At 68.8% G+C, this 15016-nt stretch carries 11 protein-coding genes; 10 read left to right on the top strand and 1 reads right to left on the bottom strand.

Annotation, left to right across the window (positions count from 1 at the left end; translation table 11 throughout):
- The first annotated feature begins 6 nt into the window (after positions 1-6).
- From CEG14_RS17700 to CEG14_RS17655, 10 genes are all read left to right on the top strand, one after another.
- The gene (locus tag CEG14_RS17700) at positions 7-1356 is read left to right on the top strand and encodes a paraquat-inducible protein A (RefSeq protein WP_094827740.1); all 1350 of its coding nucleotides are present in this window, start codon (positions 7-9) and stop codon (positions 1354-1356) included.
- 97 nt (positions 1357-1453) lie between these two features.
- On the top strand, positions 1454-3118 hold the full coding sequence (locus tag CEG14_RS17695; RefSeq protein ID WP_094827739.1) for a PqiB family protein: 1665 nt from the start codon (positions 1454-1456) through the stop codon (positions 3116-3118).
- A 4-nt stretch (positions 3119-3122) separates the two neighbouring features.
- The gene (locus CEG14_RS17690) at positions 3123-3785 is read left to right on the top strand and encodes a PqiC family protein (RefSeq protein WP_094827738.1); all 663 of its coding nucleotides are present in this window, start codon (positions 3123-3125) and stop codon (positions 3783-3785) included.
- 266 nt (positions 3786-4051) lie between these two features.
- Positions 4052-7873, top strand: a complete 3822-nt coding sequence (putA, locus tag CEG14_RS17685; protein WP_094827737.1) for a trifunctional transcriptional regulator/proline dehydrogenase/L-glutamate gamma-semialdehyde dehydrogenase — start codon at positions 4052-4054, stop codon at positions 7871-7873.
- Between the two features lie 289 nt (positions 7874-8162).
- Positions 8163-9311: a branched-chain amino acid ABC transporter substrate-binding protein gene (locus tag CEG14_RS17680; RefSeq protein WP_094827736.1), complete on the top strand. Its 1149-nt coding sequence runs from the start codon at positions 8163-8165 to the stop codon at positions 9309-9311.
- 246 nt (positions 9312-9557) lie between these two features.
- On the top strand, positions 9558-10487 hold the full coding sequence (locus CEG14_RS17675) for a branched-chain amino acid ABC transporter permease (protein WP_094827735.1): 930 nt from the start codon (positions 9558-9560) through the stop codon (positions 10485-10487).
- On the top strand, positions 10484-11578 hold the full coding sequence (locus CEG14_RS17670) for an ABC transporter permease subunit (protein ID WP_094827734.1): 1095 nt from the start codon (positions 10484-10486) through the stop codon (positions 11576-11578). Before CEG14_RS17675 ends, CEG14_RS17670 begins: the two co-directional genes overlap by 4 nt.
- Positions 11575-12378 carry an ABC transporter ATP-binding protein gene (locus CEG14_RS17665; protein WP_094827733.1) on the top strand — a complete coding sequence of 268 codons (804 nt, stop codon included), beginning with the start codon at positions 11575-11577 and terminating at the stop codon, positions 12376-12378. The genes CEG14_RS17670 and CEG14_RS17665 overlap by 4 nt, the downstream gene beginning before the upstream one ends.
- A complete protein-coding gene (locus CEG14_RS17660; protein ID WP_094827732.1) occupies positions 12375-13118 on the top strand; it encodes an ABC transporter ATP-binding protein in 744 nt (247 codons plus the stop codon). Before CEG14_RS17665 ends, CEG14_RS17660 begins: the two co-directional genes overlap by 4 nt.
- 240 nt (positions 13119-13358) lie before the next feature.
- The gene (locus CEG14_RS17655) at positions 13359-13580 is read left to right on the top strand and encodes a hypothetical protein (protein ID WP_094827731.1); all 222 of its coding nucleotides are present in this window, start codon (positions 13359-13361) and stop codon (positions 13578-13580) included.
- A 138-nt stretch (positions 13581-13718) separates the two neighbouring features.
- Here CEG14_RS17655 and CEG14_RS17650 read toward each other — a convergent pair whose 3' ends face one another.
- The gene (locus tag CEG14_RS17650; protein WP_094827730.1) at positions 13719-15008 is read right to left on the bottom strand and encodes an MFS transporter; all 1290 of its coding nucleotides are present in this window, start codon (positions 15006-15008) and stop codon (positions 13719-13721) included.
- Between the last annotated feature and the right edge of the window lie 8 nt (positions 15009-15016).

Raw genomic sequence — 15016 nt, 5'->3', positions numbered from 1 at the left:
GGCCCATTGAGCGACGAACGTCACTCGCTGCTCTCGTGCGAACACTGCGGCAACGTCTACCGTTGGCAGTCGCTGTCGCCGCGCGAGGCAGCGAGCTGTGCACGCTGCGAGTCCACCCTCTGGCGCTATAGCGGTCTCACCCCCGCGAACTGGCTCGCCCTCGCCCTGGCCACGCTGATCACCTTCGGCGTGGCCAATGTCTTTCCGGTGGCCACGCTGTCCGTGCAGGGCATGAACAGCGACGCCACCTTTCTCGATGCCGTGGTCATCACCTGGCGCCAGGACCACTGGGCCGTGGCGCTCATGACCGGCACGGTCGGCTTCGCCATTCCGTTCGCGCAGATCCTGTTGTTGCTGTGGGTGCTGCTGCCCCTGTCGCGCGGGCAGCTCGCGCCCGGCTTTCGCGGCGTGATGCGGCTGCTGGGGCTGGTCAAGCCCTGGAGCATGGTGCCGGTGTTCCTGCTCGGCGTGGTCGTGTCGGTGGTCAAGCTGGCCGGCATGGCGTCGGTCAAGCCCGCGGCCGGGCTCATCGCCTTCGCGTTTCTCACGGTGTTGCTCACGATCCTGAGCCGGCTGTCGCCCGCCGCGGTGTGGCGCATGGCCGAGCAGCAGGGCGCCACCGAGGTGCACGTGCCCGACATGAGCGGCGAGACGGTGCTGACCGGCTGCCACGTGTGCGGCCAGGTCCAGGCGCTGCCCGACGACGAAGACCCCGAGGCCACGCACCACTGCCGTCGCTGCGACGCGGTGCTGCACTATCGCAAGCCCGAACACCTGGCGCGCACCTGGGCGCTGCTGCTGGCCGCCGCCGTGTTCTACATCCCGGCCAACGTGCTGCCGGTCATGAACATCAGTTCGCTGCTCGGCGACAGCGCGCACACGATTCTGGGTGGCGTGATCGAGCTATGGGAGACGGGCGGCTGGGACATCGCGCTGATCGTGTTCGTCGCCAGCGTGGTGGTGCCGCTCACCAAGATCCTGTCGCTCGCGTTTCTCGCCTTCACCGCGCAGCAGCGCAGCGCCACCAATCTGCGCCAGCGCACCCGGCTCTACCAGCTCGTCGAGTTCATCGGCCAGTGGTCGATGCTCGACGTGTTCGTGGTCATCCTGCTGGCCGCGCTGGCCGACTTCCCGGGCCTGATGCAGATCAGCGCCGCGCCGGGCGCGGCCGCGTTCGGCGTGGTGGTGGTGCTCACCATGCTGGCCGCGATGAGCTTCGACATGCGGCGCGCCTGGGACTGCGAAAGCCATAGCGAGTGGGTCGAGGATCACCCGCATTTCCGCGGCGGCGCGGGTGCGGCGGGCGAGGCGCCCGCGTCCCGGCCGGCGGATGCAGCGAGCACGCCTTCGGCTTAGATTTATTAGGGCACAATGACGTCTGATGTAACCGACGTAATTGCGTCGGATTTGGCCCCCGCCGTGCGGCTCGGGGCGTCGTACAAAGGATCGTGACATGGCCGAGCAGACCCCTCCGAGCGGCACCCCGGTGCACAAGGTGTCGGTTTCCAAAAAAGAGCGTTCGCGTATTTCCTGGATCTGGCTGGTGCCGCTGATCGCGGCCCTGGCCGGCGTGTCGCTGGTGGTGCGGTCCTGGCTGCAGTCCGGGCCGGAGATCACCATCCAGTTCGAGAGCGCCGAAGGGCTGGAGGTCGGCAAGACCCAGCTGCGCTACAAGGAGGTCAACATCGGCCTCGTGCAGGACATCCGCCTCAGCGAAGACCGCAGCAAGGTGCTGGTGCAGGCCTCGCTCGGCCGCGACGTGGCCAACCTGGCGCGCGAAGGCACCAACTTCTGGGTGGTGCGGCCGCGCCTGGGCGTGAGCGGTGTGTCCGGCCTGGGCACGCTGGTGTCGGGCGCCTACATCGGCGTGGACGCCGAAGAGCGCAAGCCCGAAAAGGGCGAGCGTGCCTCCAAATACGATTTCGTCGGCCTCGAGACGCCGCCCGCCGTGACCTACGACCGGCAGGGCAAGCGCTTCATGCTCAAGGCCCATGACCTGGGTTCGCTGGACATCGGCTCGCCCGTCTACTACCGCCGCATCGGCGTGGGCCGCGTGGTCGGCTACAAGCTCGATGACAGCGGCAAGAACGTGAATGTCGAGATCTTCATCGACGCGCCCAACGACAAGTTCGTGACCGCCGGCACGCGCTTCTGGAACGCCAGCGGCGTGGACTTCTCCGTCAATGCCGACGGCCTCAAGATGCGCACGCAATCGCTGGTGTCGATGGCGATCGGCGGCATCGCGTTCGAGGACGTCTCGCCGCGCAGCTCCGAGGCGGCGCCGGCCAACAGCACCTTCGAGCTCTACACCGGCGAGGGCCCCGCCAAGGCCAACACCGACGGCGAGCCGTTCCCCGTGCGCATGCGCTTCGACCAGTCGGTGCGCGGCCTGTCGGTGGGCGCGCCGATCGACTTCCAGGGCATCACGCTGGGCGAAGTCACCAAGATCACGATCGATTTCGACTCCAAGACCAAGCGCTTCTTCGCGATGGTGGACGCCACGCTGTACCCGGTGCGCCTGGGCCGCATCTACGACGAAGTGCTCGAAGAGGCCGAGAAGCAGGGCGACGGCAGCACCGCGCCGGGTCATGTGATGTCGGTGATGGTGAAGTATGGGTTGCGCGCGCAAATGAAGTCGGCCAACCTGCTCACCGGCCAGTTGTTCATCGTGCTGGATCACTTCCCCAAGGCGCCGCCGGTGAAGTACGAGCCCGCCACGCCGATGCCGATCCCGACCATCCCGGGCCAGTTCGACCAGTTGCAGGAGCAGATCAGCAGCATCGTCTCGAAGATCGAGAAGATTCCGTTCGACCAGATCGGCAACGAGCTGCGCGTGACGCTGTCCAACACGTCCAAGCTCATGGGCCGGCTCGAGAAAGACGTCGCGCCCGAGGCGCAGTCGGTGCTCAAGCAGGCGCGCCAGTCGCTGTCGGCGGTCAACGATCTGATCGCCTCCGACTCGTCGCTGCCGGTCAACACCGAGCGCGCGATGCAGGAGCTCAGCCGCGCGGCCCGGTCGCTGCGGTCGCTGGCCGATTTCCTCCAGACCAATCCCGAGGCCTTGCTGCGCGGACGGGGCGATGACCCGATCCCCGGCGCCGGCCCCGTCAGGAACTGATCCCATGACGTCCTTGCTCTCGCGCACCATCCTCCTCCTCGGCGCGGCCGCCGCCCTCAGCGCCTGCGGCGGCTCGCCCACGGCGCGCTACTACACGCTGCTGGCGCCGCAACAGAAAGCCGTGGCCCCGGCGGGCACCGCTTCTTATATGGTGGAGGTGCTGCCGGTCATCGTGCCGGCCCAGGCCGACCAGCCCCAGATCATGCTGCGCACCGGCGCCGGCACGGTGGCGCCGCTGTATTCCGATCGCTGGACCGCGGCGCTGGGCGACGAGCTGCGCGCGGCGCTGTCAGACGGCCTCACGCGCGAGCTCGGCGTGCTGGACGTGCAGGTGGTGCGCCCCGGGCCGGGCGCGCCGGTCTGGCGCGTGCAGACCGACGTGCAGCGCTTCGACATGAACGACGGCGGGCCGGCGGTGCTCGACGTGACCTGGCGGGCGCGGCCCCTGAACACCGCGGGCCGGGGCCTGGTGTGCCGCACGGTAGTGAGCGGGCCGCAGGAGGGCAGCGGCATCACTGGGCTGGTCACGGCCCAGCAGCAGGCCACGCAACTGCTGGCGCGGACCATCGCGTCGGCCATCCAGTCGGGTGGCGAGCGGGCGCAGGCGCCCGGCGAGCAGGTAAGCGTGTCGGGTTGCACCCAGCTGGGCGACGCCGGCGCGAAGTAGGGCGCCGGCGGGCGGCGGCAGGCCTGCCACGTCCGTGGCGCCGGGGAAACCGCCGGGAAGTCAGGCGGTTAACCTGCCGCCTGCTAGGGTTAACCTTAGTGTTTGAGGTGTTGCAACCCGGTTGCAACCTGTTTAGCATACGGTGGCACCGAGGGTGTCACCGAGGCGTGGGTCCGAGCATGTGGGGCTGGCGTGTCGCGGTGGCGCCTTTCCCGCGCCGCGTTGCCGCGGCATCCCTATGCAGCATCTAGGAACCCACGAATTCTATGGCTAGCACGACCCTGGGCGTCAAGGTCGACGACGCGTTGCGGGATCGCCTGAAGGCGGCCGCGCAGAAACTCAACTGTACCCCCCACTGGCTCCACAAGCAGGCGATCGTGTCCTATCTGGACAAGATCGAGCGTGGCCAACTGCCGCCCGAAATGGCGCACCTGGGCCGCGACGAGAACGGCGCCGACGACGGCGACGACAACCAGGCGGTCGCGCATCCCCCGTTCTACGACTTTGCCCAGGACGTGCAGCCGCAATCGGTGCTGCGCGCCGCGATCACGGCGGCCTACCGCCGGCCCGAGCCCGAGTGCGTGCCGCTGCTGCTGGGCCAGGCCCGCATGCCGCATCTCGAAAAGATCCATGGAACGGCCGCCAAGCTGGTGACGGCGCTGCGCGACAAGCGCACCGGCGGGGGCGTGGAAGGGCTGATCCAGGAATTTTCGCTGTCGAGCCAGGAGGGCGTGGCCCTCATGTGCCTGGCCGAAGCCTTGCTGCGCATTCCCGACCGCGCCACGCGCGACGCGCTGATCCGCGACAAGGTGGCGCGCGGCGACTGGAAGTCGCACATGGGCGGTTCGCAATCGCTGTTCGTCAATGCCGCCACCTGGGGCCTGATGATCACCGGCAAGCTGGTGGCGGTGAGCAGCGAGCAGTCGCTGTCGCGCGCGCTCACGCGCCTGATCGGCAAGGGCGGCGAGCCGCTGGTGCGCAAGGGCGTGAACATCGCCATGCGCATGATGGGCGAGCAGTTCGTGTCGGGCCAGACCATCTCGGAGGCGCTGGCCAACAACCGCAAGATGGAAGCGCGCGGCTTCCGCTACTCGTACGACATGCTGGGCGAGGCGGCCACCACCGCCGAAGACGCCGAGCGCTACTACGCCTCGTACGAGCAGGCGATCCACTCGATCGGCAAGGCCGCCGCGGGCCGCGGCATCTACGAAGGCCCGGGCATCTCGATCAAGTTGTCGGCGCTGCATCCGCGTTACGCCCGCGCCCAGCGCGAGCGCGTGATGGCCGAGCTGCTGCCGCGCGTGCGCGCCCTCACGCTCCTGGCGCGCCAGTACGACATCGGGCTGAACATCGATGCCGAAGAGGCCGACCGCCTCGAGATCTCGCTCGACCTGCTCGAGGCCCTCTGCTTCACGCCCGAGCTCGAGGGCTGGAACGGCATCGGCTTCGTGATCCAGGCCTACCAGAAGCGCGCGCCGTTCGTGATCGATTACGTGGTCGACCTGGCACGCCGCAGCAGCCACCGCATCATGGTGCGGTTGGTGAAGGGCGCCTACTGGGACAGCGAAATCAAGCGCGCCCAGGTCGATGGCCTCGAGGGTTATCCGGTCTATACCCGCAAGATCTACACCGACGTGGCGTATCTCGCCTGCGCCCGCAAGCTGCTGGGCGCGCCGGAAGCGGTGTATCCGCAGTTCGCCACGCACAACGCCTACACGCTGTCGGCCATCTATCACCTGGCCGGCCAGAACTACTATCCCGGTCAGTATGAGTTCCAGTGCCTGCACGGCATGGGCGAGCCGCTGTACGACGAAGTGGTCGGCCCGGTCGCGCAGGGCAAGCTGAACCGCCCGTGCCGCATCTACGCGCCGGTCGGCACGCACGAAACGCTGCTGGCCTACCTGGTGCGGCGCCTGCTCGAGAACGGCGCCAACACCTCGTTCGTGAACCTGATCGGCGACGAAAGCATTCCGGTCGAGACGCTGATTGCGGATCCGGTCGAGGCGGCCGCGCGCGTGGTGCCGCTGGGCGCGCCGCACGAGAAGATTCCGCTGCCGCGCGACCTGTACGGCAACACGCAGGACGGCGCCCGCGCCAACTCCGCCGGCCTGGACCTCTCCAACGAGCACCGGCTCGGTTCGCTGTCGGCGGCCCTGCTGACCAGCGCGGCCACGCCCTGGCACGCCGCACCCATGCTGGGCGAGGGCGACCCGATCTGGGATGACGCGCGCGCCATCGACGTGCTCAACCCCGCCAACCAGCGTGACCTCGTCGGCCGCGTGATGGAGGCCAACGAAGACGAGGCCGAGACCGCGCTGCGCGGCGCCGCCAACGTCGGGCCGATCTGGCAGTCCACCCCGGTGGCCGAGCGCGCGCAATGCCTGCGCCGCGCCGCGCAACTGCTGGAAGAGCAGATGCAGACCCTGCTGGGCCTGATCGTGCGCGAGGCCGGCAAGTCGCTGCCCAACGCCATCGCCGAGGTGCGCGAGGCCGTGGACTTCCTGCGCTACTACGCCGACCAGGCCGAGCGCGAGTTCGACAACGACACGCACCGGCCGCTGGGCCCGGTGCTGTGCATCAGCCCCTGGAACTTCCCGCTCGCCATCTTCACCGGCCAGGTCGCCGCGGCGTTGGCCGCCGGCAACACCGTGCTGGCCAAGCCGGCCGAGCAGACGCCCCTGATCGCGGCCCAGGCCGTGGCGATCCTGCGCGCGGCCGGCGTGCCGGCCGGCGCGGTGCAACTGCTGCCGGGCCGGGGCGAGACCATCGGCGCCAAGCTGGTGGCGCACCCGGGCGTGCGCGGCGTGATGTTCACCGGCTCCACCGAGGTGGCGCGCATCATTGCCCGCACCCTGGCCGAGCGCCTGGACGACGACGGCCACACCATTCCGCTGATCGCGGAGACCGGCGGCCAGAACGCCATGGTGGTCGACTCCTCGGCCCTGTCGGAGCAGGTGGTGTTCGACGTGCTGACCTCGGCCTTCGACTCCGCCGGCCAGCGTTGCTCGGCCCTGCGCGTGCTGTGCGTGCAGGAAGACAACGCCGACCACGTGCTCACCATGCTGCGCGGCGCCATGCGCGAGCTGCGCGTGGGCAATCCCGACCGGCTCTCGACCGACGTCGGGCCCGTGATCGACGGCGAGGCGCGCCAGAACATCCTCAACCACATCGACACCCTGCGCGCCGCGGGCCACCGCGTCGACCAGGTCGAACTGACCGGCGAATGCCGCGGCGGCACCTTCGTGGCGCCCACGCTGATCGAGATTTCCGACCTGGGCGAGCTCAAGCGCGAAGTGTTCGGCCCCGTGCTGCACGTGTTGCGCTATGCCCGCGGCGACCTCGATCGCGTGATCGAGCAGGTCAACGGCACCGGCTACGGCCTGACCTTCGGCGTGCACACCCGCATCGACGAGACCGTGGCGCACGTGACCCAGGCCGTCCATGCCGGCAACCTGTACGTGAACCGCAACATCGTGGGCGCCGTGGTCGGGGTGCAGCCGTTCGGCGGCGAAAACCTCTCCGGCACCGGTCCTAAGGCGGGCGGCCCGCTCTACATGTATCGCCTGCTGTCGGTGCGCCCGCAAGGCCTGCCGCCCGCGCTCAAGGGCGCCACGGCGATGCCCGTGTCGCTGGCGCTGCCGGGCCCGACCGGCGAAACCAACACCTATGTGGTCGAGCCGCGCGGTGCCGTCTATTGCGTGGCCGCCACCGAGGCGGGGGCCCGGGCGCAGTGGTCGGTGGCGCGCGCCACCGGCAACCAGGCCTGGTTTGCCGACACGCCGGCCGCGCAGGCGCTGCTGGCCACGCTCGATGCCGAGGCGCGCGAGCAGGCCGCCATCCTCGAAGACAGCGAAGTCGACGAGGCCCAGTACCAGGCGGTGTTGTTCGAGGGCGACGGCGACACGCTGCGCGCGCTGAACCAACGCGTGGCGCGGCGCGCCGGTCCGCTGGTGGCGGTGCATGGCCTGTCGACGGACGCCCTGGCCGCCGGCGCCAGCTATGCGCCCGAACGTCTGCTTTGCGAGCGTTCGATCAGCGTGAACACGGCGGCGGCGGGCGGCAACGCCAGCCTCATGACCATCGGTTGAGACGGGGGAAATCAGGGCGCGATCAGGGCTAGGGCTAACCCGTAAGGAGACATCGGGTTATCTCCAATATCGGCCCAGGTTGCACCCGTTCAAAATCCGGTCGCACCAGCAGTACCACCGTCGGACTTCATCCGTACGACGGTCGATGCAGTTGCAGTGCCCGGCGCCAGATCGGCGCCGGATTGTCGGGCTCCTCGAAGAAGGGGCGCCGCAAAAAAACCGGCTCCGGGCCACAAGCCCGGATATAAAACAAAGCAAGGCATTTCGTGCGACTTATCGGGAGGAAACCATGACGTTGCGCACCCCCTTCAAACTGCTTGCCGCTGGCATCGCTGCCGCTTGCGTGGCGGGCGCCGCCCAGGCTGCCGACATCAAGTTCGGCTTTGCGGCCCCGCTCACCGGCCCGCAATCGCACTACGGCGAAGACATGCAGAACGGCCTGAACCTGGCGCTCGAAGAAGCGAACCAGAAGGGCATCAAGATCGACGGCAAGCCGGCCAAGTTCGTGCTGGTGTCGCGCGATGACCAGGCCGACCCGCGCGTGGCCGTCCAGGTCGCGCAGCAGCTCGTCGACCAGGACGTCAACGGTATCCTCGGCCACTTCAACTCGGGCACCACGATCCCGGCTTCGCGCGTCTACCACGACGCCGGCCTGCCGCAGATCGCCATGGCCACCTCGCCCGAGTACACGAAGCAGGGCTACGAGACCACCTTCCGCATGATGACCAGCGACACCCAGCAGGGCGCCGCCGTGGGCAAGTTCATCGTGGAAAAGCTCAACGCCAAGAAGGTCGCCATCATCGACGACCGCACGGCGTACGGCCAGGGCCTGTCCGACGAAGTGGAAAAGGCCGTGAAGGCCGCCGGCGGCCAGATCGTGCGCCGCGAGTACACCACCGACAAGGCCAACGACTTCACCTCGATCCTGACCAACATCAAGGGCTCGGCGCCCGACGCGATCTTCTTCGGCGGCCTGGATGCGCAGTCCGGCCCGATGAAGCGCCAGATCGCCACGCTCGGCATCAAGGCGCCGCTGGTCTCGGGTGAAATGACCCGCAGCGACACCTTCATCAAGCTGGCGGGCGACGCCGCCGACGGCACCTACGCCTCGCTGGCCGGCGTGCCGCTCGACAAGATGAGCGCCGGCAAGGACTTCGACCAGCGCTACCAGGCCCGCTTCAAGAAGGCCCCGGGCGTGTACGCGCCCTACGCCTACGATGGCGCCTGGAACATGATCGCCGCCATCGAGAAGGCCAACTCGGCCGACCCGGCCAAGTACCTGCCCGAGCTGGCCAAGCTCGAGCGCAAGGGCGCGACCAGCGAACACATCTCCTACGACAAGAATGGCGACCTGAAGGAAATCTCGGTCACCATCTACCAGGTCAAGAACGGTAAGTGGGAAATGGTCGAGACCATGGTCAGCCAGGCCAACAACTGAGGCTTTGCTGATCTGGCGCGGCCCGTTGCATGACGGGGCCGCGCCGCGCAACCGCGGCGTGGCGCCTGGCGCCACGCCCGCCGACCGTGCCGCAGCCGGCTCGCGCCCGATCCCCGTCCCCTCCAGGACGCCGCGATCCCGCGCCATCGCCTCGCTGCCTGCCGCAACGGCGCCGACCCGCTCTGCGGGCGCGCACCGGTCCAGACCGCACGGCGGCCTGTCACCCGGCTCCTCTTAGAAGCCCGTATGGAAATCTTCACTCAACAACTGATTAATGGCCTGACGCTGGGCAGCGTGTATGCGCTGGTCGCGTTGGGCTACACCATGGTGTACGGCATCATCGGCCTGATCAACTTCGCCCATGGCGACGTGGTCATGATCGGCGCGATGACGGCCACCATGATCGCCGCCGCCATGGTGGGCAGTGACCCCAGCGCCTCCGCCTTCATGGTGTTGGGCGTGGGCATGCTCGTGGCGGTGCCGCTGTGCATGGCCGTGGGCTGGACCGCCGAACGCGTGGCCTACCGGCCCTTGCGCCGGGCGCCGCGCCTGGCCGCGCTGATCACCGCGATCGGCGTGTCCATCATCCTGCAGAACGTGGCGATGATGGTGTGGGGGCGCAACTATCTCAACTTCCCGCAGGTGCTGCAGCCGGAGGTGCTCAACATCTTCGGCGCGCGCATGAGCACGCTGCAGATCGCCATCGTGGTGATCGCGGCGGCCATCATGGGCGCGCTGCTGCTGGTGGTGCACAAGACCCGCCTGGGCACCGCGATGCGCGCCACCGCGCAGAACCGCGAGGTGGCCGGCCTGATGGGCGTGAACATCAACACCGTGATTTCGGCGGCGTTCCTGATCGGCTCGGCGCTCGCCGCCGTGGCCGGCATGATGGTCACCACCTACTACGGCGTGTCGCAGTACACGATGGGCTTCATGCTGGGCCTGAAGGCCTTCACCGCCGCCGTGCTGGGCGGCATCGGCAACCTCGTGGGCGCCATGGCCGGCGGCCTGTTGCTGGGCATCATCGAGGCGCTCGGCTCCGGCTATATCGGCGACCTGACAGGCGGCTTCCTCGGCAGCCACTACCAGGACGTGTTCGCCTTCGTGGTGCTGGTGCTGGTGCTGATCTTCCGTCCGTCGGGCCTGCTCGGCGAACGTGTGGGAGACCGGGCATGACGACGTTCCAGACCCGACGCTCCGGCGTCAACACCCGCCAGCTGCTGGCCATCGCGCTGATCGGCGTGGTGCTCGCGGTGCTGCCCTTCGTGATCGGCATGGCCGGCCAGAGCTGGGTGCGCATCCTCAACTTCGCGCTGCTCTACGTGATGCTGGCCCTGGGCCTGAACATCGTGGTGGGCTTCGCGGGCCTGCTCGACCTGGGCTACATCGCCTTCTACGCGGTGGGCGCCTATGTGTGGGCGCTGCTGGCTTCGCCGCACTTCGGCCTGCACCTGCCGTTCTGGGCGATCCTGCCGATCAGCCTGGCGCTGGCCTGCCTGTTCGGCGTGATGCTGGGCGCGCCGACGCTCAAGCTGCGGGGCGACTACCTCGCCATCGTGACCCTGGGCTTTGGCGAGATCATCCGGATCTTCCTCAACAACCTGAACGCGCCGATCAACATCACCAACGGTCCGCAGGGCATCAACCGCATCGACCCGTTCAAGGTCGGCGACTTCGCCTTCAACCGCACCGAGACGCTGATGGGTATCCGCTTCACCGGGCCCGAGAAGTACTACTACCTGCTGGTCGGGCTCACGCTGCTCATCATCCTGGTGTGCGCGCGGCTGCAGAATTCCCGCATCGGCCGCGCCTGGGAAGCGATCCGCGAAGACGAGATCGCGGCCAAGGCGATGGGCATCAACACCCGCAACGTCAAGCTGCTGGCCTTCGCCATGGGCGCGTCGTTCGGCGGCGTGGCCGGCGCGATGTTCGCCGCGATGCAGGGCTTCGTCAGCCCCGAGAGCTTCTCGCTCACCGAGTCGATCTCGATCCTGTGCATGGTGGTGCTGGGCGGCATGGGCAACATTCCGGGCGTGATCCTGGGCGCCATCATCCTGGCGGCCTTGCCGGAATTCCTGCGCGCGGTGGTCGAGCCGGTGCAGCACCTGCTGTTCGGTGCCGTGGTGCTCGATCCCGAAGGCATCCGCATGCTGCTGTTCGGCCTGGCGATGGTGTGCGTGATGCTGTTCCGTCCGGCCGGCCTGTGGCCCTCGGCGGTGCGCAAGCGTGAACTGGCGGGCAACCGCCAGGGTGAGGGTGCGGCATGAGCGTGATCCTGAAAGCAGAGGGCCTCGGCAAGCGCTTCGGCGGCCTGCGTGCGCTTACCGACGTCAGCTTCGACATCGAGGAAGGCGAGATCTACGGCCTGATCGGCCCCAACGGCGCGGGCAAGACCACGCTGTTCAACGTGCTGACCGGTCTGTACATCCCCGAAGACGGCCAGTGCACCTTCAACGGCATCTCGCTCGTGGGCGCCAAGCCGCACGAGGTGGCGGGCGCGGGCCTGGCACGGACCTTCCAGAACATCCGCCTGTTCGCCAACCTGAGCGCGATCGAGAACGTGATGATCGGTCGCCACGTGCGCACCCGCGCCGGCGTGTTCGGCGCCGTGCTGCGCACGCGCGGCCAGCGCGCCGAAGAGGCGGCCATCGAACGGCGGGCGCACGAGCTGCTCGAGTACGTGGGCATCGGCCATCGCGCCAACGACGTCGCGCGCTCGCTGTCGTACGGCGACCAGCGTCGCCTGGAGATCGCGCGGGCCCTGGCCACCGATCCCAGGCTGCTTGCGCTCGACGAGCCGGCGGCCGGCATGAACGCCTCGGAAACCGTGGTGCTGCGGCAGCTGATCGAAAAGATCCGCGCCGACGGCATCACCGTGCTGCTGATCGAGCACGACATGAAGCTGGTGATGGGTCTGTGCAACCGTGTGCTGGTGCTCGAGTACGGCAAGGTGCTGTCGATGGGCAAGCCGGCGCAGGTCCAGCGCGATCCCAAGGTCATCGAAGCCTATCTCGGCGCCGGGGCCGCGACCGACCCGCTGCTGCATCATTCGGAGGGACAGGCATGAGCCCGGCCACCACAACCCAACAACCGCTGCTGGCGCTGCGCAAGCTCGAGGTCGCCTATGGCGGCATCCGCGCCGTGCGCGGCATCGACCTCGAGGTCAACAGCGGCGAACTGGTGTGCCTGATCGGCGCCAACGGCGCCGGCAAGAGCACCACGCTGCGTGCCATCACCGGCCTCGTGCCGGCGGCCGGCGGCGCGATCGAGTACGAGGGCAAATCGATTGCCGGCAAGCGCTCGTTCGAACTCGTGCGCCAGGGCCTGGTCATGGTGCCCGAAGGCCGCGGCATCTTCGGCCAGCTGACCATCGAGGAAAACCTCGCGATGGGCGCCTACACGCGCCGCGACCCCGCGCAGATCCGGCAGGACACCGACCGCGTGTTCACGCTGTTCCCGCGCCTGGCCGAGCGCCGCAAGCAGGCCGCCGGCACGCTGTCGGGCGGCGAACAGCAGATGGTGGCCATGGGCCGCGCGATGATCGCGCGCCCCAGGCTGCTGCTGCTCGACGAGCCTTCGATGGGCCTGGCGCCCCTGATGGTGGAGAAGGTGTTCGAGGTGGTGCGCACCATCGCCAGCGAGGGCGTGACCATCCTGCTCATCGAGCAGAATGCACGCCTGGCGCTGGAGAACAGCCATCGCGGCTATGTGATGGAGTCGGGCGAGATCATCCTGTCGGGTCCGGCCCGCCAGATGCTCGACGATCCGAAGGTGCGCGCCGCGTACCTGGGCGAAGTCGAGGCCTGAACCCGCTGCGTTGCACGCGCAGCCCCGGCCGCACTGGCCGGGGCTTTTTTCATGCTGCGCGCGTCATCGGCCCGGCTGCGCGCCGTCGATGCCGGCGCCGAGGTTGAAACGGCGCGGGTGCCGGCCGACTCGTTGCGCGCGCAGCGGAGCGACGGGGGCGCGTTGGCGGCGCGTTGGCGGCGCCCGGCACAGCACGTGCTGAAGGAGGGCGGGCGGATGAGCCGCCGCAAGGAGACCTCTATGAAGACCCAGATCGCATTCAAGCGCAACGACGGCAGCGACGGCGTGGCGCTGGTCAATGGCAACGTCACCGACCCGGCCCAGGCCAAGCAGGCGCTGGCCGATCAGTTGTCCTTGCCCGCGGCGGAACGGGGCGACAACTCGGCCGACACGGTCGACGCCCGGCTGCGGCTGGGCGGCATCGATCCGCAGTCGGTCAAGGGCACGCACATCTCCGAGTAGGGGGAGTTGCCATGCTGGCGGCGGCGCTGGCGTCGCCGCGGCCATTGCTCCTGCGCCGCCTCATGACGCACCCGGCGTCGCGCCGGGTGCGCGCGTTGCCCCGGACGCCGGGCCGGTTCACGCCGGCCCGGCGTTTCGTCATGCCGGCTGCAGCGCCGGCGTCGCGGGGCGGCGTGCGATCATCAACGCGATCACCGCCGCGATGAGGCCGGTGGAACCCGCCAGCACGAAGGCCCACTGGTAGCTGCCCGTGGCTTCGCGCACGAATCCGCCCATCCAGGCCGCGCTGGCCGCGCCGAGCTGGTGGCCCGCCACGATCCAGCCAAACACCACCGGCGCGTCGCGCTCGCCGAAGGCTTCGGTGGTCAGGCGCAGCGTGGGCGGCACGGTGGCGATCCAGTCCAGGCCGAAGAAGATCGCGAAGATCGACAGGCTGTAGAACGAGAAGTCGGAGTAGGGCAGGTACATCAGCGACAGGCCGCGCAGCGCGTAGTAGACGAACAGCAATCGGCGCGGATCGTAGCGGTCGGTCAGCCAGCCCGAGGCGGTGGTGCCCACCAGGTCGAAGATGCCCATCAGGGCGAGCAGCCCGGCGGCTTGCACTTCGGCGATGCCGTGGTCGCCGCACATCGCGATCAGGTGGGTGCCGACCAGGCCGTTGGTGGTGAACCCGCAAACGAAGAAGGTGGCGAACAGATACCAGAACGTGCGCGTGCGGGCGGCGCGGCGCAGGGCGCCGAAGGTGGCGGCGCGCAGGCCGGTGCGCGGTGCCGTGGAGGGCGGCGGGGCATCGGGCGCGCTGCCGAACGGCCGCAGACCCACGTCGGCCGGGCGGTTGGGCACCAGCCAGATCGCGAACGGCACCATTACGGCGGCCCCGGCGGCCACCGTCCACACCACGCGGGTCCAGTCGCCCGACGCGGCCAGCGCGGCGAGCACCGGCAGGAACAACAGATTGCCGGTGGCGGTGCTGGCGGTGAGCAGTCCCATCATCAGGCCGCGCCGGGTGGCAAACCAGCGGTTGACCACCGTCGCGCCCAGCACGACCGCGACCGCGCCCGACGCGATCCCGGAGAACACGCCCCAGGTCAGCAGCAGTTGCCAGGACTCGGTCATGAAGGCGCTGGCGGCGCTCGAGGCGGACATGATGATCAAGGCGCCGATCAACACCCGGCGCAGGCCGAAGTGCTCCATGGCCGCGGCCGCGAAGGGGCCGGTCAGTCCATACAGGAAGATGCCGACCGCCGCGGCGAACGAGATCGTGGCGCGGCTCCAGCCGAAGTGTTCCTGCAGCGGTACCAGCAGCACACTCGGGGTCGAGCGCAAGCCCGCGGATATCAGCAGGGCGAAGAAGATCACCGCGACCACGACGAACGCGTACTTCTGTCCATAGCGGCGGAACGGCGCGGGAGGATGGGATATACTCATGTTACTGA

This window comes from Bordetella genomosp. 1, assembly GCF_002261335.1.
Classification (GTDB): Bacteria; Pseudomonadota; Gammaproteobacteria; order Burkholderiales; family Burkholderiaceae_B; genus Bordetella.
The sequence above is the reverse complement of the archived record's forward strand: the minus strand, read 5'-3'. Positions and strand labels throughout refer to the sequence as shown.

Coding starts and splice junctions, on each gene's coding strand:
- CEG14_RS17650 (WP_094827730.1), bottom strand. CDS start 15,008: ATGAGTATATCCCATCCTCCCGCGCCGTTCCGCCGCTATGGACAGAAG.
- CEG14_RS17665 (WP_094827733.1), top strand. CDS start 11,575: ATGAGCGTGATCCTGAAAGCAGAGGGCCTCGGCAAGCGCTTCGGCGGC.
- CEG14_RS17680 (WP_094827736.1), top strand. CDS start 8,163: ATGACGTTGCGCACCCCCTTCAAACTGCTTGCCGCTGGCATCGCTGCC.
- putA (WP_094827737.1), top strand. CDS start 4,052: ATGGCTAGCACGACCCTGGGCGTCAAGGTCGACGACGCGTTGCGGGAT.
- CEG14_RS17655 (WP_094827731.1), top strand. CDS start 13,359: ATGAAGACCCAGATCGCATTCAAGCGCAACGACGGCAGCGACGGCGTG.
- CEG14_RS17670 (WP_094827734.1), top strand. CDS start 10,484: ATGACGACGTTCCAGACCCGACGCTCCGGCGTCAACACCCGCCAGCTG.
- CEG14_RS17690 (WP_094827738.1), top strand. CDS start 3,123: ATGACGTCCTTGCTCTCGCGCACCATCCTCCTCCTCGGCGCGGCCGCC.
- CEG14_RS17660 (WP_094827732.1), top strand. CDS start 12,375: ATGAGCCCGGCCACCACAACCCAACAACCGCTGCTGGCGCTGCGCAAG.
- CEG14_RS17695 (WP_094827739.1), top strand. CDS start 1,454: ATGGCCGAGCAGACCCCTCCGAGCGGCACCCCGGTGCACAAGGTGTCG.
- CEG14_RS17675 (WP_094827735.1), top strand. CDS start 9,558: ATGGAAATCTTCACTCAACAACTGATTAATGGCCTGACGCTGGGCAGC.